The organism is Rhodanobacteraceae bacterium (genome assembly GCA_016713135.1).
GTDB lineage: Bacteria > Pseudomonadota > Gammaproteobacteria > Xanthomonadales > SZUA-5 > JADKFD01.
Map to the genome: position 1 here is coordinate 54,516 of JADJPR010000018.1, position 23,546 is coordinate 78,061.

Genomic DNA, 23,546 nt, shown 5'->3' on the forward strand with positions numbered 1-23,546 from the left:
ACCCAGTTCACGTCACGGTGTGGCGACGCGCAGAGGTTCGGCCCCTGCCCCTTGTCCCCTGCCCCGCTTCTTGAATCTGATCCGTTCCGTGAAATGTGGCGAAACACCGAAGTCCGCAGCCCCAATCGAGTACTTCCGATGGACATGAAAGCCAGGCCCTCCGAACAGCAGATCTTCCACCTGACCGGCCGGCGCCAGGGCGATTCGCTGCGCGCCGTCGATCGCCTCGGGCTGCGACCGGCGCTGCTGGCGCCCTTTCGCGATCTCGGTGCGCTGCGCCATGATTTCCCGGTGGTCCTGATCGACGGCGTCGGCGCCGCCGATTGCGTGCGCCCCTTGTCCAGCCTGGTTGACGAGATGCTGCGCGAAGTCGCGCCGCGCGGCGTCGAGGGTGAGCGCCTGCGCCGCCACGGATTGCAGCTCGAACGCAATATCCGGCGCGAGGTGGATGCGGGGGCGGGCGGCACGCTGGCCGAGTTGTGGGAAACCGCTGCCGCGGGCCTGGGCGCTCGCGAAGGCGAGACCCTGGAACAGGTGCTCAATTACGCGGCCGGCTCTCTGCGGGCCGAGGGCGAGGTCCTCGGTTGCACGCCGGCGATGCCGGCGCGGCTGCTCACGCACGCCTGGCGCGCGACGCGGGACGCGCGGGCGCGCGAGTTCCGCAACGAGCTCGGGCGCCTGACCCTCAAGTTGTCGGACATCCTGCGCGCGGCGCACAGCCATTCGCAGGCCGGTCGCCAGCCGGAGAGCCTGAAGGCCGCGCTCGGCGGTTCGCACCGGGATGCCTTCGATTTCGACGCCCTGTCACGGATCGTCGGCAAGGGCGCGCCGCTGGACGAGTTGCCGCCTGCCCGGCGCGCGCGCCTGGAGCGCACGCTCGGCGTGTTGCAGTCGCAGCGCTTCTTCGCCACCCACGCGGATGCGGCCAGCGACGAGGTCTACGACTTCGAGTTCGACAACTGCGCCGCCGCCGCGCAGGCCTGGCGCGCGCGGCTCGACGAACTTGCGGCGCTGGTCAAGGCGATCTCCATCGCCGAACTGGAAGCCAGCGGGCGCTATGTCGAGGCCGAGCACAACCTGGTGTTCGATGCCTTCGATGCATCGACACTCGGTGCCGACGATCTCGCGCGCTTTCCCGACTACCTGGTGTGCATTCCGCCGGGGCGCAATGAGGCCCCGGAAAACGCCAGCTTGATGGACCTGCTGTCGAGCGGCCTGCCGATCAAGGTGCTGGTGCAGACCGACGATCTGCTGGAAGACAGCTCGATCGGCACCGGCCACTTCGCATTCGGCGTGCGCAGCGCGCGCCTGGCCACCGCCGCGATGGGCCTGGGTGGCATGTTCGTGCTGCAGTCGGCCAGTTCCAACCTGCCGGCCTTGCGCCGCGAAATCGCCCGTGGCCTGGCCTGCCGCGGCCCGGCGCTGTTCAGCGTCTACGCCGGCACCGCCGCCGGCGCCGCGCTGCCGCCCTACCTGGGCGCCGCCGTCGCGATGCAATCGCGCGCGTTCCCGGCGTTCACCTACGATGCGGCGGCCGGGACCAACTGGGCGGCGCGCTTCTCGCTGCAGAACAATCCGCAGCCCGAGGACGACTGGCCGGTCGAGGTCCTGCGCTACTGCGACGACGCCCAGCAGACGATCGAGCAATCCTGCGCGTTCACCTTTGCCGACTTCGTGCTGGGCGATCCGCGCCATGCCGCGCATTTCGCGCTGGCGCCGCGTGCGCACTGGAACGACGCGATGCTGCCGGCAAGCGAGTGGCTGAAGCTCGACGAGACCACCTCAGCGCAGCGGGTTCCCTACCTGCTGGCGGTGGATGCTGACGACGCCCTGCAGCGGGTCATCGTCGATGCGAAAGTGATGCAGGCCACGCGCCGATGCCTGCTGCTGTGGAATCGATTGCAGGAGCACGCCGGCATCCACGATTCGCACGCCGAGCGCCTGCTCGCGCGCGCGAAGGCGGCCTGGGCGGCCACGCAGCAGGCTGCGGCGTCCGCCGCCGCGCCCGCGCCGGCAGCCCCCGCTGCGGCCGCGCCCGCCAGCGCGGCGAACGAGCCGGAGAGCGCCGCTCCCGCGCGCTCGCGCGACGAAGCCTGGATCGAAACCGCGCGCTGCCCGAGCTGCAACGAATGCCAGCTGATCAATGACCGCATGTTCGCCTACGACGAGCGCAAGCAGGCTTACATCAAGGACCTGGCGGCAGGCACTTATCGCCAACTGGTCGAGGCCGCCGAAAGCTGCCAGGTGGCGATCATCCACCCGGGCAAGCCGCGCGACCCCAACGAACCCGGGCTCGAGGAGTTGCTGGCGCGCGCCGAACCTTTCCGCTGAAGCCTTGCAGTCGGGACAACACAGGCTGATCAGTCGCCGCCGTTGCTGCGCATTGTCGGCGGATGGCGCGTGATCGCCGGTACTCAAGCGCGCGGTCGCCCCTCAGGCGCCGCGCGGCAGGTCGCTGGCCATTCCCGGCCGTTCGTTGTCCCAGATGGTGCTGACGATCCACCAGCGCTGGCCGTCGTGCGCGGCCTGGATGCTGTTGGCGCCGCGCTTGAGGATTGCCGTGTCCGCCGGATGGGCGCGTGCCTCGTATTGGCTCCAGACGTGCGCGACCTGGCCGAAGCGCTCGATCCGCTGGGCGATCTCGATCTCATGGAAGTGCGTGTGCGCAAACAGCGGCGTCACATCGGCGATGTACTCCTCGACCGAGAATACCTTCGATTCGATCCGCCCGTCCGGATGCACCACCGTGCGCAGCGACAGCGCGCGCGGATGGTGCAGCGCGCGGAACCGGTCCCAGTCCCGCGGCGCGCCGGCCGGGCCCGAGATGCAGGCGTAGACCTGCCGGATCATCGCCGACAGGTCCTGGAAATCCGCGCTCACGGTGCGCCCAGGGTCTCGCCGAAGAAATCGTTCATCATGCCGTAGGCGCGGCGCGCGACATCCGCGTTGTACTGCGCCTGGCCAGCCATGTTGGCGTCGACATCGGTGAAGGAGTGCACCGCATTGCCGAAGCTGACCAGTTGCCAGTCGGCCTTCGCCGCGCGCATCTCCGCTTGCAATGCGTCGACTTCCTTCGCCGGCACGTAAGGGTCGTCGGCGCCGTGCAGCACCAGCACCTTGGCCTTGAGGCTGTCGCCGCTGGCCGGTTGCGCGGTGCCGAGGTTGCCGTGGAAGGACACCACGCCGGCCACGTTGGCGCCGCTGCGCGCCAGTTCGAGCGAGACCGTGCCGCCGAAGCAGAAGCCGATTGCGCCGATTTTCTGCGGGTCAACCGGAACCTGCTTCTGGCCGGTCAGGGTGGCGAGCGCGGTGTTGATGCGCGCTCGCATCGCCGCGGGATCGCCCTTGACCGCGCCCGCCGCCTGACCGGCTTCGTCCGCGTTCTGCGGGCGCACCGAGGCGCCGTACATGTCGACCACGTAAACGGTGTAGCCCATGCCGGCCACCAGGCGCGCCTGCTTCAGGTTCGCCTCGTTGATGCCCATCCAGTTCGGCGTCAACAGGATCGCGCGCGACGCGGGCTTCGCATCGTCGTGGATCAGGACGCTGGCGTACTCGACGCCATCGATGGTGAACGGCAGCGGCTGCTCCACCAGCGCCGCCTGTGCGGCGGCGGATGACAGCAACAGGGCGGCGGCGAGGCTGCGGAACGGATTCATGAGGCGACTCCCGATGGCGAAAATCGGAAGTCTAGTGTCCCATGCCATTAGTTGGTTGAAGAAATTTCCGATGAATTTTGCGGCGAGGCAAGGCGAGAGGAGGGTGAAAGTCGGCGGCTTGCGCGGCATGCCGCGCGCCGGCTTGAACGCCCGCAACTGGTTGCGGGCCGGAACCGGAGGTCATAGCAGGGCTATGGCGACGACGAACAACGACGCATTCGGGGCAAAAGGCGCGGAAATAATTCATCGAATTAATGGCAGGGGACACTCGCGCCCGGCCTGTGCAGGCGATGCCGACGCCCGTTGCCTGCGCAGCGGCCCGCATGGGAGTTGATATCCAGCAGCACCTGCGGTGGAAGACGCTGGGCGCGATAGTGCTGTCGCGCCGGCGCTTCGAGCTCAAGGATCGCTGCCACAGGCGCCGCTTCGACCGAGACGGCGATGAGACCTGGGTCCCGCGTTCACCGCGCGGGTGCCCGGGCAGACGGGCGCGCAGGTTCGCACTTGCCAAGCAATGTTGCGCGCAGGGCGCAGGTGCGCGGGGACGATTGACCATTCGGGCCACGCATTGCGAAACTGACTCCAGCGCCCCGGGGATGCCGGTCCGGATCCCGCAGCGAACCTCTTGAAAACCTGGTGCAGGCGGCAGGCTGTGGTTGCGATCGACTGATCGGCAACCGACGGCGTCCGCCCGCCACCCCGCGAAGAGGAGGCTGCATGCAGAACGGCGAACCGATCCTTACCGAAGACAGCCAGACCGCGCTGTGGCAGACGCTGGTGCGCGATGCCGAGAACCGCGCCTCGCGCCAGCTGGGCGACGACCTCGAGAGCTACCTCGTGTTCACGCTGATGCGGCACCAGCGTGATGCGCAACTGGGCGGGCGCACCATCGCCATCGAATGGCTGGAGACCTTGCTGGCGAATGGACGGCGGCGCCAGGAAGGGTTGCGCGACGTCGGCGACGGCTGCCTGCTGATCGCCGGGCTCTATCCAGAACAAGCCGAGCGTCGGCGCGTGTCTCTGAGCTACTTCCAGGACATCGGCAGCGATGCCTATCGCCACCTCGGCGAGCGCGCCAGCGGCGGCCTGGAAAGCCTGTTCCGGCAACTCGCCAACGCCTTTGCCGAACTCGTCCGAGTGTTGTTCGAAGTGCGCCGCCTGGCCACCCCGGACACCCGCCTGGATCCCGGCCTGGCCTTCGACTGGTGCGAATCCCGCGGACGTATCGTTCCCGAACGTGCGGCCGCCGTATTCCCGGGTGCGATCGTGATCGAGGGTCCTGCGGGAAGGCAGTGATTGGAGCGGGTTGTGGGTTGTGGGTTCCGGGTTGTGGGCAGCAAGAGCGGCACGGCGAGGCCTGTGGGCGTCGCTGCTGAAGCCGCTCGCGCAGTTCCAGTGGCTTGCGAGCTTGGCTGCCCACAACCCAGAACCCACAACCCACAACTCGAACGCTCCCCGCTCGCGCCAACTCCCGCTCCGGTGCTACACTCCGCGATTCGTCCGAATTCCGACCAGGAGCCGCCATGGCCCGTATTACCGTCGAAGACTGCCTGAAGGTGGTCGACAACCGTTTCGAACTGGTGCTGATGGCCAGCAAGCGTGCGCGCCAGGTGGCTCGCGGCGCCGACGTGCTGGTGCCGGAGGATGACGACAAGCCGACCGTGATCGCGCTGCGCGAGATCGCCACCGGGCAGATCACCAACCAGCTGCTTGCCGAAGTCGAGAAGCGCGAGCGCGAGGCCGCCGAGCGCCAGGCGATGGAGTGGGCCGCTGCGGAACTCGACGATGGCCTGGGCAAGGGCGACGACGACCTCTGATCGTATCCGGCGCGGGAAGCCGAGCGCGTGAACACGCTGACGCCCACCGCCCCGCGCGATCCTGCCACTGTGCAGGACGAGTTGCTGCCGCACTTCATGCTGGAGTTGCGGCAGCTGCTGCAGACCTACCTGACCGCCGAACAGGTGCGCCAGGTGGAAAAGGCCTTCGCCATTGGCGAGCGGGCGCATCGCGGGCAGAACCGCAAGAGCGGCGAGCCCTACATCACCCATCCGGTGGCGGTGGCGCGGATCCTCGCCGAGATGCACCTGGACGCCGAGACCCTCCAGGCGGCAATCCTGCACGACACCATCGAAGACACGCCGGTCACCAAGGAGACGCTGCTCAGCGACTTTGGCGAAACCGTGGCCGATCTCGTTGACGGTGTCACCAAGCTCGACAAGGTGCAGTTCGCCTCGCGTGAGGCAGCCACCGCCGAGAGCTTCCGCAAGATGCTGCTGGCGATGGCGCGCGATTTGCGCGTCATCCTGATCAAGCTGGCCGACCGCCTGCACAACATGCGCACGCTGGAGGCGCAGGGTGGCGAGAGCCGCCGCCGCATCGCGCGCGAAACTCTCGATGTCTACGCGCCGATTGCTCAGCGCCTGGGTATGAACAAGCTCAAGAGCGAGCTGCAGGAACTCGGATTCCGCGCGCTCTATCCCAGGCGTCACGCGGTGATCGCCGCGCGCATCAAGGCGATGATCGGCAACCGCCGCGAAATCATGAGCAAGATCGAGCAGGCGCTCTCCGCGCGGCTCAAGGAAGACGGGCTGCAGGCGCGAATCGTCAGCCGGATCAAGTCGCCCTACAGCATCTATCGCAAGATGACCGGCGATCACAAATCCTTCGCCGAAGTCATGGACGTCTATGGCGTGCGCGTGATCGTGTCCTCGGTCAGCCAGTGTTACCAGGCGCTTGGCACCGCGCACGGGCTGTACAAGCCGCTCGACAACCGCTTCAAGGATTACATCGCGATCCCCAAGGCCAACGGATACCAGTCGCTGCACACGGTGCTGTTCGGCCCGGCCGGGGCGCCGATCGAAGTGCAGATCCGCACCGAGGATATGGACATCGTCGCCGAGCGCGGGGTGGCCGCGCACTGGATCTACAAATCCGAGGCGAGCCCGGCCAACAACGCGCAGATGCGCGCCCGCGAATGGCTGCAGGGCCTGCTCGACAGCCAGCGCCAGGCGGGCAGTTCGATCGAGTTCCTGGAGAACGTCAAGGTCGATCTGTTCCCGGACGAGGTCTACTTGTTCACGCCGAAGGGTCGCATCCTGGCGCTGCCGCGCAATGCCTGCGCGATCGACTTCGCCTACGCGGTGCACACCAATGTCGGCGACCATGCCGTCGCTGCCCGGGTGGACCGCACCCTGCGTCCGCTGCGCACGCGCCTGGTCAGCGGCCAGACGGTGGAGATCGTCACCGCGCCGAGCGCCGCGCCGCAGCCGCAGTGGCTGGAATTCGTGGTCACCAGCAAGGCGCGCACGGCGATCCGCCACTACCTCAAGCAGTTGCAGCACGAGGACGCGGTTTCACTCGGCCACCGCATGCTCGGTCGTGCCCTCGGCGAGATCGGTGGCAACCTCGATGCGGTGCCGGAATCCACGCTGCGGGTCTATCTCGAAGAAAACCGCTTGCGCCGGCTGGAAGAACTGCTGGCCGACATCGCCCTCGGCACGCGAATGCCGGCGCTGGTCGCGCGCCAACTGTGGCGCGGCGACGGCCCTTCCGGCGGCAGCGCGCGCGACCAGGTGGTGCGCATCAGCGGTACCGAGCGCGGCGTGCTGACCTTCGGCAACTGCTGCATGCCGATCCCGGGCGACCCGATCATCGGCTTCCTGTCCGCCGGCAAGGGCCTGGTGGTGCACCAGACCACCTGCCCGAACGTCGCCGAAATGCGCAAGCAGCCCGAGCGCGTGGTGCGCGTCGACTGGGAGCCGGACGTCACCGGCGACTACCGCGTGCAACTGCGCATCGACGTGGCCAACCGCCCTGGCGTGCTGGCCACCGTTGCCGCCGCGATCGCCGCCGCCAATTCGAACATCGAGAACGTCGAGTACCTCGATCGCGACGCCCACAGCGCCTCGCTGCTGTTCACCATCGAAGTGCGCAACCGCGAGCACCTCGCCGAAGTCATGAAGCGCGTGCGCCGAGCGGATGTGGTGCTGGTGGTTCACCGGCAGCAGGTGTGAGGAGAGGGTTGTGAGTTCTGGGTTGTGGGTTTTGGGCGGCAAAGGCGGGTAGACCGCGGCCTGCGTGCTCTGCCGCCCACAACCCACAACCCGGAACCCACAACCGGCCCTAGACTGCGACGAAGCCCACCCTCTTGCCGGGCATTTGAGGAACCCACATGTCGCGCGCCATCATCCGCACCGACGCCGCACCCGCCGCCATCGGCACCTATTCGCAGGCCATCCGGTTCGACCGCACGGTCTACCTGTCGGGCCAGATCCCGCTCGATCCGGCGACGATGCAGATGGACAACGCGACCATCGAGGCCGAAGTCGACCGCGTGTTCCGCAATCTGCGCGCGGTCTGCGAGGCGGCGGGTGGCGGCCTGGCGGACATCGTCAAGCTCAACGTATTCCTGACCGACATGACCAACTTTCCGGTGGTCAACCAGATCATGGGCCAGTACTTCAGCGAGCCGTACCCGGCGCGCGCAGCGATTGGTGTGGCGCAATTGCCGCGCGGCGCGCGGGTGGAGATGGACGCCATCCTCGTGCTGGGCTGAAGCGGTGATCGATGCCGCAGTCGATGCCTTTGCGGCGGCGGCTGCCGAGCCGCTGGCGAGCCTGCCTGGTCTTGGAAAGTCGCTGATCGGCGACCTCAAGGAGGCCGGCTTCGAGACCCTGGGCGACCTCTGGTTCCACTTTCCCCTGCGCTTCGAGGATCGCACCGAGATCCTGCGCATTGGCGCCTTGCGGCCCGGCGCGCCCGCACAGTTCGTCGGCACGGTCGATCACTCCGAAGTCAGCTTCCGCCGGCGGCGCACCCTGCTGGTTTCGGTCAGCGACGGCAGCGGGCGCATCCTGCTGCGCTTCTTCCACTTCAAGCAGGCGCAGGCCGACCAGCTGAAGGCGGGCACGCGCGTACTGGTCTACGGCGATCCGCGGCCGGGAGGTTTCTCCCTCGAAATCGTGCATCCCCGCTACAAGGTGCTCGGCAAGGACGAGGAAGTCGCGCCGGAGGACAGCCTGCGGCCGGTGTATCCGAAGTCCGAAGGCCTCGGCAACGCGCGGCTGCAGCGGGCAGTCGAGCGCGCGCTGGAACGCTTGCCCGAGGGCGGCGATGGGGTGCTCGCGAGCTTGCTGCCGAAGGGCTGGCCGTCGCTGAGTGCCGGCGTGCGCAGCCTGCACCGTCCGCGCGACCGGCGGGAGCTGGAGGCGATCGCGAGCGGCGCGCATCCGGCACGTACCCGCCTGGCCTTCGAGGAACTGCTGGCGCACCACCTCAGCATGCGCCTGGTGCGCGCGCGGGTCCGCCGCGAGCGCGCGCCGGTGCTGCGCGCCTCGGGACGGCTGCGGCGGCAACTGGTCGCCGCCCTGCCGTTCGCACTGACCGGCGCCCAGGCCCGCGTGCTCGCCGAGATCGACCAGGACCTCGCGCGCAGTGCGCCGATGCTGCGTCTGTTGCAGGGCGACGTCGGTTCGGGCAAGACCATCGTGGCGGCGCTGTCCGCACTGGCCGCGATCGAGAGCGGGATGCAGGCGGCGGTGATGGCACCCACCGAGTTGCTCGCCGAGCAGCACCGGCGCAGCTTCGAGCGCTGGTTCGCACCACTCGGCATCGACGGCGTCTGGCTGTCTTCGCGGGTCAAGGGCAAGGGCGCGAGGACGCGCTCCGTCGCCTGGCCGAGGGTGCGCCGTGGGCGGTCGGCACGCACGCGCTGATGCAGGAGCAGGTGCAGTTCCGCGCGCTGGGCCTGGCCATCATCGACGAGCAGCACCGCTTCGGCGTCGATCAGCGCCTGGCGCTTGCACACAAGGGCCGGGTGGGTGAGCTGCGCCCACACCAGCTGGTGATGACCGCCACGCCGATCCCGCGCACGCTGGCGATGACCGAGTTCGCCGACCTGGATGCCTCGGTGATCGACGAGTTGCCGCCCGGACGCAAGCCGATTCAGACCGTCGCGGTCAGTCGCGTGCGTCGCGAGGAAGTGATCCAGCGCATCGCCGACGCCTGCGCCGCCGGGCGCCAGGCCTATTGGGTTTGCACGCTGATCGAGGAGTCGGACGAGGTGGAGGCCGAGGCGGCCGAAAAGACTGCGGCCGACCTGACTGCGGCGCTGCCGCAACTGCGCATCGGCCTGGTGCACGGGCGCCTGAAAGCGGCCGAACGGGCGGGCGTCATGCAAGCCTTCGCCGCCGGCGCAGTCGACCTGCTGGTGGCGACCACTGTGATCGAGGTGGGTGTGGACGTGCCCAACGCCAGCCTGATGATCATCGAGAATCCCGAGCGCCTGGGACTGGCGCAGCTGCACCAGTTGCGTGGGCGGGTCGGCCGCGGATCGGCCGAATCGAGCTGCGTACTGCTGTATCAGCCGCCGCTGTCGCAGACTGCGCGCCAGCGCCTGGCCGTGCTGCGCGAGACCACCGATGGCTTCGTCATTGCCGAGCGCGACCTCGAATTGCGCGGGCCAGGCGAGGTGCTCGGCACGCGCCAGACCGGCGAGGCGATGTTCCGCGTCGCCGACCTGTCGCGCGATGCCGGCTGGCTCGACCACGCGCGGGAACTGGCCGACCGCCTGCTGGCTTCTGACCACGCCGCTGCGGAGCAACTGGTGCGCCGCTGGGTTGGCTCGGCGGCGCGCTACGCCAAGGCCTGAACCGCGCGAATACGTCGCGATGCTTCGCATCGATCGCACGCTTTGATCTGGCGTCGAATCGCGTGCTATGCTCGCGGGCTAGCTGTGTGTCGCCAGGAGAGGCGTAGCCATGAAGCCCGATATCCATCCGAAGTACTTCGAAGTCGTGTTCCAGGACGTGACCACCGACTTCGCGTTCCTGACGCGTTCGACCAAGAAGTCGAAGGAAACCATCAAGTGGACCGATGGTAACGAGTACCCGCTGATCAAGATCGACGTGTCGAGCAAGTCGCACCCGTTCTACACGGGCAAGCACAAGGCCATCGACACCGGCGGCCGCGTGGACAAGTTCCGCAAGCGCTACGGCCAGAAGTAAGCGTTTCCTGGCTGCGGCTGCCGGAAACCGGCAACCTGCGCAGCCAGGCTGACGACAGCCTGATCCCGTCCCCTGGTGCCGCGAGGCACCGGGGCGGTTTTGTTTGCCGGCCGGGCTTGGGATGGGCGGCTTGCGTGCGCTGGTCGGCGTGGAACGGTGGCGGCAACCATCGGCGGCGGGGATCAATAATTCGTCGCATGCGCATCGCCCCGTGCGCACGCGCGAGAGTGGCGATGGTAGTGTTAGCGGACCGACCCAGACCCCGGCGCCTGTGGTCGCCGTTTGCGGCGACAGCGACGTCGACCCGACCCGGAGCAGACCATGTCGAACACCGTTTCCATTACCGATGCGCGCACTGGAAAGACCGCGGAGATGCCGATCGTCTCTGGCGCAATGGGCGATCCGGCGGTCGACATCGGCAAGCTCAACAAGGAGCTCGGGCTGTTCACCTTCGACCCGGGATTCGTCTCGACCTGCTCGACCAAGAGCGCGATCACCTATATCGATGGCGACCAGGGCGTGCTGTTGTATCGCGGCTACCCGATCGAACAGCTGGCGCAGCACTCCAGCTTCCTTGAGGTGGCCTACCTGCTGATCAATGGCGACCTGCCGTCGCCGCAGCAGCACAAGGAGTTCGAGTACCACGTCACCAACCACACGATGATCCACGAGTCGCTCAAGCTGTTCATGAACGGCTTCCACTACAACGCGCATCCGATGGCGATGATGGTGGGCATCGCAGGTTCGCTCGCGGCCTTCTATCACGACTCGCTGGACCCGGAGAATCCGGCCCACCGCATGATCACGGCGATCCGCTTGATCGCGAAGATCCCGACGCTCGCCGCCGCCTGTTACAAGCATTCGGTCGGCCAGCCTTACGTCTACCCGAAGAACAACCTGGATTACTGCTCGCGCTTCCTCGACATGATGTTCGGGGTGCCGGCCGAGCCCTACAAGGTCAACCCGATCGCCGCCAAGGCGCTCGACCTGCTGTTCATCTTGCACGCGGACCACGAGCAGAACGCGTCCACCTCCACTGTCCGTCTGGTCGGCTCGACGGGCGCGAACCCGATCGCCTGCATCGCCGCCGGCATTGCCGCGCTGTGGGGACCGGCGCATGGCGGCGCCAACGAGGCAGTGCTGAAGCAGTTGAACGAGATCGGCGACAAGTCGCAGGTCGCCAAGGCGGTGGCGCGTGCGAAGGACAAGAACGACTCCTTCCGCCTGATGGGCTTCGGTCATCGCGTCTACAAGAACTTCGACCCGCGTGCCAAGATCATCCGCGAGATGTGCCACAAGGTGCTGAACGAACTCGGCATCCACGACCCGCTGCTGGAAGTGGCTATGGCGCTGGAGGATGTGGCGCTCAAGGACGACTACTTCATCGAGCGCAAGCTGTACCCGAATGTCGATTTCTACTCGGGCATCATCTACAAGGCCCTGAACATCCCGGTCGAGATGTTCACTGTGATGTTTGCGATCGCGCGCACGGCGGGATGGATCGCCCACTGGCTGGAGCAGAATGGTTCCGGCGACGTCAAGATCGGGCGTCCGCGGCAGATCTACGTCGGCGCCGGCGCACGCGACTACGTGCCGCTGGCGCAGCGCTGAGCTGAAGCGGATGTTGGTGTTGGTTGCGGGTGTTGGTTGAAATGCCGCTGGCGGCTTCTTCCAACACCAACAACCCACACCAACACCGTCCCTCAGAGGTTCTCAAGCCACCGCCGCACCGCCGCGAGCCCCACCCGTTTCGACGGCTCGGGCTCGTCGCCCACACGCAGGCGCTGGCGGAACTGCGCTTCGCTGAACACCAGGATAAGGAATTCCTGCTCGCCCGCGAGGAAGCCGATGCCCGGCAACGGCTGCGCGCCCTCGCGCGGGATGTGCAGGCGCGTCTCGAAGGTGCGCGTGGGGATGCCGTGCACGGCCAGGGCGTGGTGTACTTCGTCGACATGCTCCGCGCGGACGTGCAGCACGACCGGCAGGCTCGGATCTGCGATTCCCGTGACCAGCGGTCCGGCCAGGCGTGGATCGAAAGGCTGCAGCAAGGTCATCGCTTGCAGCGCGCCATCCAGCTGGCGCCGCAAGACGGCGCCCGATGTCGGTCCAATCCCCATCGCCGCGCTCAGAAGACCTCGTAGGGATCCTGCCGGCCGGTGCTGCTGGCGCTGCGGCCCAGGCGTTCAAGATCCTCGACGCGGAAGGTCTCCATGATCGCGTCCGGATCCGAGGCGGAGGTCAGCTGGCCGTTGCCGGCGTTGATGCGCGCCGTGGTGATGCCGGTGGGCATCGACGGCAGTTCCTCGGGAACATCCTTGAGTGCCGCTCCCATGAAACTGGTCCACATCGGAAGCGCGGACTTGGCCGCGAACTCGCCGTTCCCGAGGGTCGAAAAGTCGTCGAAGCCGACCCACGCCGTGGCGACCAGCGACTGATTGAAGCCCGAGAACCAGGCGTCGCGGTGTTCATTGGTGGTGCCGGTCTTGCCGGCCAGGTCGTTGCGACCCAGTTCCATCGCCTTGCGCCCGGTACCGCGCTTGACTACATCCATCAGCAACGAGGTGATCAGCCAGGCGTTGCGGGCATCGATCGCGCGTGGCGCCAGGCGCAGCGCGTCTGCGGTGCCTGCAGGGTCGGCAGGCGGCTCGGGGGGCGCCTCGGGGCCTGGCGTCGCTTCGATGGGGGCGACGGACTCCACAGCCGGGTCGAGCACGGCCGGTTCCAGGGCGAACTCTTCGGCAATGCGCTCCGGGCATTCAGCACAAGCACGCGCCGGATTGGCCTGGTAGACCACCTTGCCCTGGCTGTCCTCGATACGCTCGATCAGGAAAGGATCGACCAGGAAGCCGCCGTTGGCGAACACCGCATAGCCGCGTGCCATCGTCAACGGCGGTGCCGACGCGGTGCCGAGAGCGATCGACAGGTTCTCCGGCAGGCGCTTGGGATCGAAGCCAAAGCGCTGGATGTACCCGCGCGCGTACCCGACGCCGATGGCATCCAGGACCCGGATCGACACCAGGTTCTTGGAACGCACCATCGCCTCGCGCAGCCGGATCGGACCCGAGAAGGTCTCGTTGTCGTTCTGCGGACGCCAGGCTTTCTCCACTCCAGGAATCTCGAACACGATCGGTGCGTCGTTGACGATGGAGGCTGGCGTGAATCCCTTCTCGAATGCCGCTGAATAGACGAAGGGCTTGAAGCTGGAGCCCGGGTTGCGCTCGCTCTGAGTGGCGCGATTGAACTTGCTGCGGCCGAAGCTGAAGCCCCCGACCAGCGCCCGGATGCCGCCGCTTTCCGGGTCGAGTGCGACCAGCGCAGCCTGGGCCGACGGAATCTGGGCGAGGCGCCAGCCTCCGTCTTCGAGCGCGCGCACGCGGATCACGTCGCCGGCCTTGATCACGTCGGCCAGGTTCTTCGGCGCAGGCCCGCGCTCGTCGGGAGAAACATAGCGGCGCGCCCACTGAGTCTGGGCGAAGGCGAGGGCGCCTTGGGTGCCGTCCTGCAGCAGCAGCGCCGCCTCGTCACCGGAAACCTGGGTCACCAGGGCCGGCAGCAGACCGCCGCTCGCGGACAGCCCCTTCAGCATGCGCAGCGCAGCCTCGGTATCGCCGTCGGCGCCGATCTCGACATGCGCTTCCGGCCCGCGATAGCCGTGGCGTTCCTCGTAGTCCACCAGTGTCTGGCGCAGTGCGCTGTTGGCCGCAAGCTGCAGCGGGGAGTCGACGCTGGTGTAGACCGAGTAGCCGCCAGTCAGGGCCTCCTCGCTGCCGAGCTGCTGCTCCGCTTCGAGTCGTGCCATCTCCGCGACATAGGGTGCTTCCAGTTCGATTGGCAGTTCGTGGATCTTCGCAACTTCGGGCGTGGACACTGCAGCCTGGTAAGCAGCCTCCTCGATGTAGCCCACTTCGCGCATGCGCAGCAGGACATAATTTCGCCGTTCGAGGGCGCGCTGCGGATTCTGGATCGGATTCAGGTCGGAGGGTGCCTTGGGCAGGCCTGCGATCATCGCCGCTTCCGCCAGGCTCAGCTCTGGCAGCGCCTTACCGTAGTAGACCTGCGCCGCCGCCGCCACGCCGTAAGCGCGCTGGCCGAGGAAGATCTTGTTGAGATACAGGCCGAGGATCTCGTCCTTGTTCAGCTCGCGCTCGATCTTCAGCGCCAGCAGGATCTCCTTGAGCTTGCGCTCGAGGCGGCGCTCTGGCGTCAGGAAAAAGTTGCGCGCCAGCTGCATGGTGATCGTGCTGCCACCGGAACCGAACTCGCCGCCGGCGCGGATGAACTCCCAGCCGACCCGGGCCATCCCCTGGTAGTCGACCCCGGGATGCTCGTAGAAGCGCTCGTCCTCGGTGGCAATGAAAGCCTGCTTCAGCACTTCGGGGACTTCGCCGATGGCTGCCGGGAAGCGCCTCGCCTCACCGAAGTTGGCGATCAGCCTGCCGTCACGGGAGTACACCTTGAGCGGCACTTGAAAACGCACGTCGCGCAGCGTGGCGACATCCGGCAGCTGCGGCGCGTAGTGGCGATAGACCAGGTACACGGCGAGCGCACCGATCAGCGCGCCAGCAATGGAGAGGAGCGCCAGCCAGCGCAACAGACGTTTCCAGCGTTTGATCAAGGCCAAGGTCCGGCATCGGGCAGGCGCGGGATTCTAGGGCACGCCGGAGGCCGGTGCAGGGCACCGTAGAGGCGATCGCGCCCGTGCCAGATCCGGCTGGATCAATGTGTGAGCGTTCCAACAAAGTTCATGTTGCCAAGCATTTAAGTTTCCGATCTAATGTAAAAGCACACGTATCGCTCGTAAGGGCTCGTCGGAAGGGGAAAAATCCGTGGGTCTGTTCACGCCGAAGAGGCCGCCGCTGGTGGGTGTAGACATCAGTTCGACGGCCGTAAAGCTCTTGCAGCTCAGCCAGACTGGGGGTCGCTACCGTGTAGAACACTACGCGGTCGAGCCCTTGCCACCCAACGCAGTGGTCGAAAAGAACATCGTCGAGGTCGAGGCGGTGGGGGAAGCGATCAAGCGCGCGGTCCAGCGCTCCGGGGTCAAGACCAAGTTTGCCGCCGCCGCGGTGGCGGGGTCTGCGGTCATCACCAAGGTGATCCAGATGCCTGCCGATCTGAGCGAGGAAGACCTCGAAGACCAGATCCAGGTGGAAGCGAACCAGTACATTCCGTACCCGATCGAGGAAGTCAGCCTCGACTTCGAAGTGCTGGGGCCGGTCAAGGACAACCCCGAGAGTGTCAATGTCCTGCTCGCGGCTTCTCGTACCGAGAATGTGGACCTGCGCGTGGCCGCCCTCGAAATGGGCGGACTCACCGCGAAACTGGTCGACGTCGAAGCGTTTGCGATGGAAAACGCGTTCCAGCTGATTGCCGACCAGATGCCGGCCGGTCGCGATGGTCTGGTGGCGATCGTCGATGTCGGCGCCACGATGACCTCGCTGAACGTGCTGCGCAACCAACGCTCGATCTACACCCGTGAGCAGGTGTTCGGAGGCAAGCAGCTGACAGACGAGGTCATGCGGCGTTACGGGCTCTCCTATGAAGAGGCCGGCCTCGCCAAGCGTCAGGGCGGTTTGCCGGAGAGCTACGAGATCGAAGTCCTGGAGCCGTTCAAGGAAGCGATGGTCCAGCAGGTGAGTCGCCTGTTGCAGTTCTTCTTTGCGGGCAGCGAATTCAATCGCGTCGACCACATCATCCTTGCCGGTGGCTGCGCGTCGATCAATGGGGTGCAGGAACTGGTGGAGGAGCAACTCGGCGTGCCTACGCTGATTGCCTCTCCGGTCGCCAGCATGGCGGTGTCGCCCAAGATCCAGGCCTCGTCGCTGGCCGCTGACGCGCCGGCGTTGATGATCGTCTGCGGCCTGGCACTGAGGAGCTTCGACTGATGGCCAGGATCAACCTACTCCCTTGGCGCGAGGAGCGCCGCAAGCAGCGCCAACAGGAATTCTATGTCCTGCTCGGTGCGTCCGCGGTGGTAGCCATCATCGCGGTGTTCCTGAGTCTCTGGTACATCGAGTCGCAGATCGAGGCGCAGAACGAGCGCAACAACCTCCTGACACAGGAGATCAAGGCGCTCGACGCACAGATTGCCGAGATCGAAGAACTCGACCGGCAGCGAGACCGGCTGATCGCCCGAAAGGAGATCATCGAGCAACTGCAGGCGACCCGCTCGCAAATGGTGCACCTGTTTGACGAACTGGTGCGCACGCTACCTGATGGGGTCCAGCTCAGCTCGATCAAGCAGGGCGGTTCAACGCTCACGCTGGAGGGCGTTGCGCAGTCCAACGCGCGCGTATCCGCTTACATGCGGAATCTTGATGCATCGGCGTGGCTGAAGGAATCCGAGATCATCAAGATCGAGGCCAAGGGCAACGACAAGGCGATTCCCTACACCTTCTCCCTGAAGGTTAATCTGGAGGACCCCAACGCCAAGGATGAGAATGCCGAGGCTGCGGTAGCCGTCGTCAACGGGGGGGCGCAACCATGAGTCTGTTCGATGATCTGCGCAAGGCAGATGTCAACAACCTGGGATCCTCGCCGTTCGGTGTGCAAGTCGTATTCGCCTCGATCTTGTTCGTGGTTATCGGTGCAATCGGCTGGTACATGTACTTCAATCCCAAGCACCAGGAGTTCGATACCCTCGTCGCACGGGAGACGGGATTGCGAGGCGAGTTCGAGCAGAAGCAGGAACGGGCGGCAAACCTTCAGGCCTACCGCGAACAGTTGCAGCAGATCGAACTCGTCCTGCAGCAGATGCTGCGTCAGCTGCCGGGCAAGACGGAGATGCCTGATCTGCTTGTCGACATCTCGCAATCGGCTCTGGCCTCGGGCATCTCGAACGAGCTGTTCGAACCCCAGGTCGAGATCAGCAAGGATTTCTATGCCGAGAAGCCAATCTCGCTGCGGATGGTCGGTAGCTACCACCAGTTCGGGGAGTTTGTGAGTACCGTGGCGTCACTGCCGCGCGTCGTCATCCTCACGATGCACGACATCTCATTGAAGCGCGCAGAGCGCAGCCCGGGAGCACCCGCTGGTCAGTTGGTGCTTGAAGGAACCGTCAAGACCTATCGTTATCTCGACGAAAGCGAGCAGATCGCCTCGCCAGCACCGACCACGGGGAGGCCACAATGAATCGCGTCCTCTTGGCCGCCAGCGTTGCGCTGGTCGCCATTACCCTCGGCGGATGCGCCGAGAGCCGCAGCGAACTGGAAGCCTACGTGGCTTCCGTGAAGGCGCGGCCCGGCAAGCCTTTGCCGCCACTGCCAAAGATGCAGGAATTCGAGACCTTCGAATACGCGGCGTACGAAATGCGCGACCCGTTTTCGCGGATCGCGACCGATGAGCGCGACGAGGGTGTGACGGACGTCGCGGTGGCCGGACCGCGACCGGATCGTGACCGCCGCAAGGAAGAACTCGAAGGATTTCCGTTGGACGCGCTCGACATGGTCGGAACCATGGGTGGGGGCGCCGATATCTTCGGCCTGATCAAGGATCCGACGGGAGTAGTACACCGCGTGAGACCGAGCAATTATCTCGGACAGAATGACGGGAAGATCCTTGGTGTTTATGAGGATCGGATCGAGTTGGTGGAGCTGTTCCCGAACGGACTCGGTGGCTGGGAAGAACGCCGTTCCGCGATTGCTCTTGAGAACGAATGATGCCTTTGGGGGTTGACGACATGACTGAGAAGAGCCTCTCGCGCATGCTCGGAAAGTATTTCGGGCCGAAGCTCCAACAAACTTACCGCAAGGCAGAAATCCTGGGCTTCGCAGCTCTGTGCCTCCTGGTAACCACTGCCGCCAGCGCGGCTGACGCTCTCAAGAACGTCAGCTTCCAGCCATTGCCCGGGGGCGTCGTTGACGTCAGCCTGGAACTGGAGAGCGGGACTGTAGATCCGAAGGTGTTCGCCACCAGCGACCCACCTCGGATCGCGATCGATCTGCCGGAAACGTCGAATCGTTTCGCCGAGCGCATGCTCTCGATCTCGACGGGTGCGGCGAAAGGCCTGACTGCGGTCGAGGCGGGCGGCCGCACGCGAGTGGTGATCGACCTCTACCGCTCTGCGCCGTATCAGGCGCGCCGCGAAGGTAAGTCGTACATCATCCAGATCGCCAATGGCTTCGCTGATGTGATCAGCAGCAGTGCTCCACGCGACCCGGCGAAATCGGTCGCAGGCAACACCAACATCGAACTCAGCTCCCTGGATTTCCGTCGCGGAAAGGCAGGCGAAGGACGTCTGATTCTCAAGTTCTCCGGCGACAACGCCAGCGCCAACCTCCGCGAGGAAGCTGGGCGTCTGGTGCTTGACCTGCCCAACGTCACTGCTCCGGAGAAATACCGCCGCAAGCTGGAACTCGTTGATTTCGCCACCCCGGTCGAGTCGATCGACGTGCGCACGCAGGCAGGTGGTACCCGCATGACATTTGCCACCTCGGGTGAGTACGAAAAGCTCGCTTATCAGGCGGGTTCGGAATATGTGGTCGAGATCTCGCCGAAGCGCGAGGAACCAAAGAAGCGACTGGCCAGTGATCCTCCCGTCTACAGCGGCAATCGCGTCACGTTCAACTTCCAGGATATTCCGGTCCGTTCGGTCCTGCAGTTGGTTGCAGACGTCTCGGAGCTCAACATAGTCGTGGCGGACTCGGTGCAGGGCAACGTCACGCTGCGGCTAGTGAATGTACCTTGGGATCAGGCCCTCGACATCATTTTGCAGGCCAAGGGCCTCGACAAGCGGCGCAATGGCTCGGTCATCTGGGTTGCGCCGACCAAGGAAATCGCTGATCGCGAGCAGGCGCTGGAGGATGCGCGGATCGCGATGGAAGATCGCGCAGAGCTGATCATCGACTACATCCAGATCAGCTATGGCAAGGCAGAAGATCTCGCGAAGCTGCTCACAACCGATTCCCTGACTGCCAACAACCAGGGCGGCAATCAGGATCAGGCGCAGCAGCGCGGCGTGCTGTCCACACGCGGATCCATCAGTTTCGATGAGCGGACCAACACCTTGATCGTCAGCGACATTCCGGAGAGGGTCGAAAAAGTTCGCCAGCTCATCGCAATGCTCGACAAGCCGGTGCGTCAGGTGCTCATCGAGTCGCGCATCGTGATTGCGCAGGAAGGTTTCCGCAAACAGATCGGCGCTCGCTTCGGCATCTCCGGGGCCAGTGAGGACAGTGACGGCAATCTGATTACCGTTGGTGGCACTTTGGCCGCAACCGACCAGATGACCGGCATTGGACTCTCCAATCGCCTCAATGGCAGTGGCAGTTCTTCTGCGCTTCCGGTCGGCTTGGGTGATGCAATCGGTGGCGGCGTGATTGCCCCAAGCGCGCTCAACCGGCTGAATTTCAACCTGCCGGTCACGGAATCGGGCGCCGGGTCGTTTGCAGCGACGATTCTCGGTGCTGACTATATCCTCGACATGGAGCTTTCCGCGCTTGAGTCGGAAGACCGTGGAGAGCTGTTGTCGAGCCCGAAAGTGATCACAGCGGATCAGCAGGAAGCCGTCATCAAACAGGGTCAGGAGGTCGGTTACGTCACACTCCAGTCGGGCGGGACGGGGCAAGCCACTGCGACTGTTGCGTTCAAGGAGATCGTGCTCGAATTGCTCGTGACCCCCCGAATCACCGCCGATGGCCGAGTGTTCCTGGCCTTGAAGGTCAAGAAGGACAATCTGGCTGGCTTCATCGCAACTCCCGGCGGTCAGGTCCCGATCATCGACAAGCGCGAGGTTCAGACCGGCGCCTTGGTCGACAATGGCCAGACGGTGGTACTGGGTGGTATCTACGAGTTCGAGCGAAACGACACTTTGACCAAGGTGCCGGTACTCGGTGACATCCCGGCGTTGGGCAGTCTCTTCCGTAACAAGGATCGTCGTAACAGCAAGGTAGAGCTGCTCATTTTCGTCACGCCGAAGATCCTGGCCGACACCCAGTAAACTGGCCCACACAGAACATGAGCATCAAGATGAACATCAGGAGAGCGACGATGAGCGCCTGGAAGAAATTGCTGGCGGTGGGCTTCGCAAGCACACTGCTGGGCGCCTGTGGGGGCGGTGGTGGCAGTAACGGCGACGACGGCTTCGCCGCACCCGCCCCGGGAACGATGCGCTACGATATCGTTGGCGGCATCACTTCGCTGCCGACTAACCGCGCCGGTATTCCGCCGGAGCGAAACTCGCCCTACTGGGTGCAGTTGAACATCCGGGTGCAAAGGGCGAACGGCAATCCGGTGGCCGACGGGACTACGATCAATGTTCGTACGAGCAATGTGCGTAGCGCCGTGTTGTCGCGCCTTGATGACCCGGAAACAAGCGACGTCAACGAGTTCACGACTTATTTCGGGACGATCTTTGCCGAGACCACCGGCGGGCAGGCGACTTTCTTCGTGCATTCGTCGAACGACCCCGGCAGCATCGCGATCACCGCATCCTCACCGGATCCGGAGAATGCGGGACGTACGCTGTCGATCGATATTCCGTTCACAATCACCCAAGGCCCAGAGCCTTTCGAGCGCATCACGATCGAGCCACAGCGCACGGTTCTTCCCGCCAACGTCTTCGGCATCTCGCCCTTCTGGGGATCGCCATTCATTGCGGAAACAACGGTCACCCGGCGCAGCCTGCGCGGCGACTTGCTGAATTCCGGTTCGGTCAATGTCTCGCTGAATCCGATCACTAATACTGCGTACTCGACTCTGGACGATCCGGCGACGCCAGATATCAACGAGTTCGAGCAGTTGATTGGCCAGGGGCCGGAGAACTTTGTTGCCGGCAAGCTCACGCTCTTCGTTCATTCCTACAACATCGATGGGCAGGCGACGCAACCAGGTCCGTTCACGCTGACCATCACTGCGGTTGATCCTGACTCGGGTGCGAACATCTCCAAGCAGCAAGTCTTTACGATTGCCGCGGGGGCGCCGCAGTTGCCGGCGAACATCGCGGTGATCCGGCCGTCGAGCGCGCTCTACGTGCAAGGTTCCGGTGGCAACAACACCCTGTTGATGCAGGCCCAGGTGACCGACGCAGCAGCGGCCTTGGTGCCCGATCCGCCGTCAACCGCCACGTTCAACAATGTCCAGTGGGAGATCATCGACCAGGGTGCGAATGGCGGTGAAGTCTTCCGCGGCGTCAATGCAGCCGGGCAGAACGTCCAGGGTCGCTCCATCCGCGTTCGCACCCAGCAGGGAATCGCGACCGGTACACTGGTCGCTGGAACGCGTCAGGGAACCTTCCTGATCCGGGCGAGCTCCGACGCGGCGGACAACAACGTGGACAACGGAATCACCTCGCCGGTCATTCGCGACGAAACCGTCATCATGTCGGATGGCAAGCTCTTCTCGTTGAAGATCACCTCGCCAGATGTCAATGCGCTGCGTACAAACCGCGTTTCCGGTGGCGTGCAGCCGATCGGGGGCTCGACCGCGATCCCGACAGATCCCAATGGAACCTACAGCCTGACGATCAGCGTGCTCGCGACCGACCGCCAGGGGAATCCGGTGCTGCCCAACACGCCGATTGACTTTGGACTGATCGACGCGCCCGTGAGCGGCTTCCCGGTCTCTGGCCCTGGCAGCTTCCTGCTGAGTGGCGGCGACGGCGATCCGCAGGAAGGCAATTTCCTGTTCACTGCACCGACGGGGGCATTCACCAGCGCCGGTGGTGGCGCGGGTCCGGGTGACACGCTGCTGCTGTTCGCGGAGCAGTCCAATCCGAATCGCGACCTGGAAAGTGCGCGCCGGATCGACCGCATCAACAGCGCTACCAGCCTGACCGTCACACAACGCTTCAACTCCAACAACGACACCGGTTCATCGGTCAACAACGGTCCGGTCATTCCTTATGTGATCGGACGCGCGACGGTCGCGAACATCACGCCGAATGTGCTGACCAACAACATCGGTGTGGCCACGACGACCATGAACTATCCGGTGAACCAGTTGGGACGCCTGGCGGCAATCTGGGCGCGTGGTGCGGGTGAGATCGTCAGCGGCAACCAGGAACTCGTCACCGATGCGGAGATGGTTGTCTTCCCGGGTGCCGCTCCGGGGCGGTTGGTGGCTTCTCCCAGCCAAATTCCGGCAAACAAGACTGTCACGGTCACCATCTGCGTGCAGGACGCACTCGCGGCGCCGATCCAGGGTGTGCCGATCGGGTTCAGCGTTGCCAATGCGTCGTCCACCACGACGGTCGACGGCCAGTCGAATACCGGTGTGGTGAACGCACGTACCGGAACCGGCGGCTGCACAACAGCGACCGTAACCACTGCGGGTGTGGCCAACTCCGTCCAGGCGCCGTCGATTACCTTCTTCGGGGTCGGTGGTTCGTCGGTTGTCACTGTGGTGCCGCCGACGATCTCCATCCTGCAGGCGTTCCCGTCGGCGTTCTTTGGCGGAAATGGCGGTCCGGTGCGTCTGCGCCTGATCAACGGCAACGCCGAGCCGATTCCGGGCGTGCTGATTACAGGGACCTGCACCGCGGCGGGTGGAGCTCAGGTCCAGATGCCAGAGCCGCCGGGAATCACCAACGCGAATGGTGAGACCACAGCGCGCATCACGGCCATCAACCTCGACCAACCGCAAGGTGCTGCCAGTGGACAGTGCACTTTTGTTGCTGCGGGTGGCTCGCCACAGGCGACGGTGACGATGCAGGGTATCAACCTCTGCTCGATCTTCTTCTCACCCGCGTGTAACTGATTTCGGTTCGAGCTGCGAATAAAGGGGGCCTCGTGAGAGGCCCCCTTTTTTGTGCGCCCGGCAGGGCGTACCGGTCTTGAGGTGACCTCCCTCTACACGCCCGGCAACGGGAAGCGTCAGCCGAACGGCAAGGCCAGGGCGTCGTGGGTCACTGCGAATCTGGAAGAAGCCGCAGGCAAAGCGCACTGGC

Annotated in this window: 16 protein-coding genes and 2 pseudogenes; 14 read left to right on the forward strand and 4 right to left on the reverse strand. The window is 65.1% G+C overall.

The features are described from left to right. Positions 1 to 144: 144 nt before the first annotated feature. Positions 145 to 2,331, forward strand: coding sequence for a hypothetical protein (locus IPK27_14620; GenBank protein MBK8068806.1), 2,187 nt, complete (start codon positions 145 to 147; stop codon positions 2,329 to 2,331). A 102-nt stretch (positions 2,332 to 2,433) separates the two neighbouring features. Here IPK27_14620 and IPK27_14625 read toward each other — a convergent pair whose 3' ends face one another. Continuing rightward, positions 2,434 to 2,880 carry a nuclear transport factor 2 family protein gene (locus IPK27_14625; protein MBK8068807.1) on the reverse strand — a complete coding sequence of 149 codons (447 nt, stop codon included), beginning with the start codon at positions 2,878 to 2,880 and terminating at the stop codon, positions 2,434 to 2,436. Further along, positions 2,877 to 3,659 (reverse strand): dienelactone hydrolase family protein, encoded by a 783-nt coding sequence (locus tag IPK27_14630; protein ID MBK8068808.1) that lies wholly within the window; start codon positions 3,657 to 3,659, stop codon positions 2,877 to 2,879. Before IPK27_14630 ends, IPK27_14625 begins: the two co-directional genes overlap by 4 nt. Before the next feature lie 717 nt (positions 3,660 to 4,376). Between IPK27_14630 and IPK27_14635 the strand changes: the two are divergent. The 7 genes and pseudogenes from IPK27_14635 to IPK27_14665 all read left to right on the forward strand — a co-directional run bounded on the left by IPK27_14635 (position 4,377) and on the right by IPK27_14665 (position 12,274). Next, a pseudogene (locus IPK27_14635) lies at positions 4,377 to 4,814 on the forward strand (hypothetical protein). 368 nt (positions 4,815 to 5,182) lie between these two features. Further along, positions 5,183 to 5,476 carry a DNA-directed RNA polymerase subunit omega gene (rpoZ, locus tag IPK27_14640; protein ID MBK8068809.1) on the forward strand — a complete coding sequence of 98 codons (294 nt, stop codon included), beginning with the start codon at positions 5,183 to 5,185 and terminating at the stop codon, positions 5,474 to 5,476. Between the two features lie 96 nt (positions 5,477 to 5,572). Beyond that, positions 5,573 to 7,672, forward strand: a complete 2,100-nt coding sequence (locus IPK27_14645; protein ID MBK8068810.1) for a bifunctional (p)ppGpp synthetase/guanosine-3',5'-bis(diphosphate) 3'-pyrophosphohydrolase — start codon at positions 5,573 to 5,575, stop codon at positions 7,670 to 7,672. A gap of 158 nt (positions 7,673 to 7,830) precedes the next feature. Further along, entirely contained in the window at positions 7,831 to 8,214 is a 384-nt protein-coding gene (locus tag IPK27_14650; protein ID MBK8068811.1) for a RidA family protein, read from the forward strand. Between the two features lie 4 nt (positions 8,215 to 8,218). Next, positions 8,219 to 10,308: pseudogene (gene recG, locus IPK27_14655) on the forward strand (ATP-dependent DNA helicase RecG). A 109-nt stretch (positions 10,309 to 10,417) separates the two neighbouring features. Next, positions 10,418 to 10,663, forward strand: coding sequence for a type B 50S ribosomal protein L31 (locus tag IPK27_14660; GenBank protein MBK8068812.1), 246 nt, complete (start codon positions 10,418 to 10,420; stop codon positions 10,661 to 10,663). A gap of 321 nt (positions 10,664 to 10,984) precedes the next feature. Further along, positions 10,985 to 12,274 (forward strand): citrate synthase, encoded by a 1,290-nt coding sequence (locus tag IPK27_14665; protein MBK8068813.1) that lies wholly within the window; start codon positions 10,985 to 10,987, stop codon positions 12,272 to 12,274. A gap of 92 nt (positions 12,275 to 12,366) precedes the next feature. On the opposite strand, the gene IPK27_14670 is transcribed toward IPK27_14665, so the two are convergent. After that, complete coding sequence (locus IPK27_14670; GenBank protein MBK8068814.1) at positions 12,367 to 12,717, reverse strand: hypothetical protein; 351 nt, start codon at positions 12,715 to 12,717, stop codon at positions 12,367 to 12,369. A gap of 71 nt (positions 12,718 to 12,788) precedes the next feature. Further along, on the reverse strand, positions 12,789 to 15,275 hold the full coding sequence (locus IPK27_14675; protein MBK8068815.1) for a penicillin-binding protein 1A: 2,487 nt from the start codon (positions 15,273 to 15,275) through the stop codon (positions 12,789 to 12,791). Between the two features lie 214 nt (positions 15,276 to 15,489). Between IPK27_14675 and IPK27_14680 the strand changes: the two genes are divergently transcribed. The 6 genes from IPK27_14680 to IPK27_14705 are packed head-to-tail and all read left to right on the forward strand — an operon-like array spanning position 15,490 to position 23,356. Beyond that, positions 15,490 to 16,548, forward strand: coding sequence for a pilus assembly protein PilM (locus IPK27_14680; protein MBK8068816.1), 1,059 nt, complete (start codon positions 15,490 to 15,492; stop codon positions 16,546 to 16,548). Beyond that, positions 16,548 to 17,150, forward strand: coding sequence for a PilN domain-containing protein (locus IPK27_14685; protein ID MBK8068817.1), 603 nt, complete (start codon positions 16,548 to 16,550; stop codon positions 17,148 to 17,150). The genes IPK27_14680 and IPK27_14685 overlap by 1 nt, the downstream gene beginning before the upstream one ends. Next, positions 17,147 to 17,794 carry a type 4a pilus biogenesis protein PilO gene (gene pilO / locus IPK27_14690; GenBank protein MBK8068818.1) on the forward strand — a complete coding sequence of 216 codons (648 nt, stop codon included), beginning with the start codon at positions 17,147 to 17,149 and terminating at the stop codon, positions 17,792 to 17,794. The genes IPK27_14685 and pilO overlap by 4 nt, the downstream gene beginning before the upstream one ends. Continuing rightward, complete coding sequence (locus IPK27_14695) at positions 17,791 to 18,321, forward strand: pilus assembly protein PilP (GenBank protein ID MBK8068819.1); 531 nt, start codon at positions 17,791 to 17,793, stop codon at positions 18,319 to 18,321. Before pilO ends, IPK27_14695 begins: the two co-directional genes overlap by 4 nt. A 44-nt stretch (positions 18,322 to 18,365) precedes the next feature. Further along, the gene (locus tag IPK27_14700) at positions 18,366 to 20,600 is read left to right on the forward strand and encodes a type IV pilus secretin PilQ (protein ID MBK8068820.1); all 2,235 of its coding nucleotides are present in this window, start codon (positions 18,366 to 18,368) and stop codon (positions 20,598 to 20,600) included. Between the two features lie 17 nt (positions 20,601 to 20,617). Next, positions 20,618 to 23,356, forward strand: a complete 2,739-nt coding sequence (locus IPK27_14705; protein ID MBK8068821.1) for a hypothetical protein — start codon at positions 20,618 to 20,620, stop codon at positions 23,354 to 23,356. The last annotated feature ends 190 nt before the right edge of the window (positions 23,357 to 23,546 follow it).

What these genes read in the sequence shown, in the direction of transcription:
- IPK27_14620 (MBK8068806.1), top strand. Translation starts at nt 145, where the DNA reads ATGAAAGCCAGGCCCTCCGAACAGCAGATCTTCCACCTGACCGGCCGG.
- IPK27_14630 (MBK8068808.1), bottom strand. Translation starts at nt 3,659, where the DNA reads ATGAATCCGTTCCGCAGCCTCGCCGCCGCCCTGTTGCTGTCATCCGCC.
- rpoZ (MBK8068809.1), top strand. Translation starts at nt 5,183, where the DNA reads ATGGCCCGTATTACCGTCGAAGACTGCCTGAAGGTGGTCGACAACCGT.
- IPK27_14645 (MBK8068810.1), top strand. Translation starts at nt 5,573, where the DNA reads ATGCTGGAGTTGCGGCAGCTGCTGCAGACCTACCTGACCGCCGAACAG.
- IPK27_14650 (MBK8068811.1), top strand. Translation starts at nt 7,831, where the DNA reads ATGTCGCGCGCCATCATCCGCACCGACGCCGCACCCGCCGCCATCGGC.
- IPK27_14660 (MBK8068812.1), top strand. Translation starts at nt 10,418, where the DNA reads ATGAAGCCCGATATCCATCCGAAGTACTTCGAAGTCGTGTTCCAGGAC.
- IPK27_14665 (MBK8068813.1), top strand. Translation starts at nt 10,985, where the DNA reads ATGTCGAACACCGTTTCCATTACCGATGCGCGCACTGGAAAGACCGCG.
- IPK27_14670 (MBK8068814.1), bottom strand. Translation starts at nt 12,717, where the DNA reads ATGACCTTGCTGCAGCCTTTCGATCCACGCCTGGCCGGACCGCTGGTC.
- IPK27_14685 (MBK8068817.1), top strand. Translation starts at nt 16,548, where the DNA reads ATGGCCAGGATCAACCTACTCCCTTGGCGCGAGGAGCGCCGCAAGCAG.
- pilO (MBK8068818.1), top strand. Translation starts at nt 17,147, where the DNA reads ATGAGTCTGTTCGATGATCTGCGCAAGGCAGATGTCAACAACCTGGGA.
- IPK27_14695 (MBK8068819.1), top strand. Translation starts at nt 17,791, where the DNA reads ATGAATCGCGTCCTCTTGGCCGCCAGCGTTGCGCTGGTCGCCATTACC.
- IPK27_14700 (MBK8068820.1), top strand. Translation starts at nt 18,366, where the DNA reads ATGCTCGGAAAGTATTTCGGGCCGAAGCTCCAACAAACTTACCGCAAG.
- IPK27_14705 (MBK8068821.1), top strand. Translation starts at nt 20,618, where the DNA reads ATGAGCATCAAGATGAACATCAGGAGAGCGACGATGAGCGCCTGGAAG.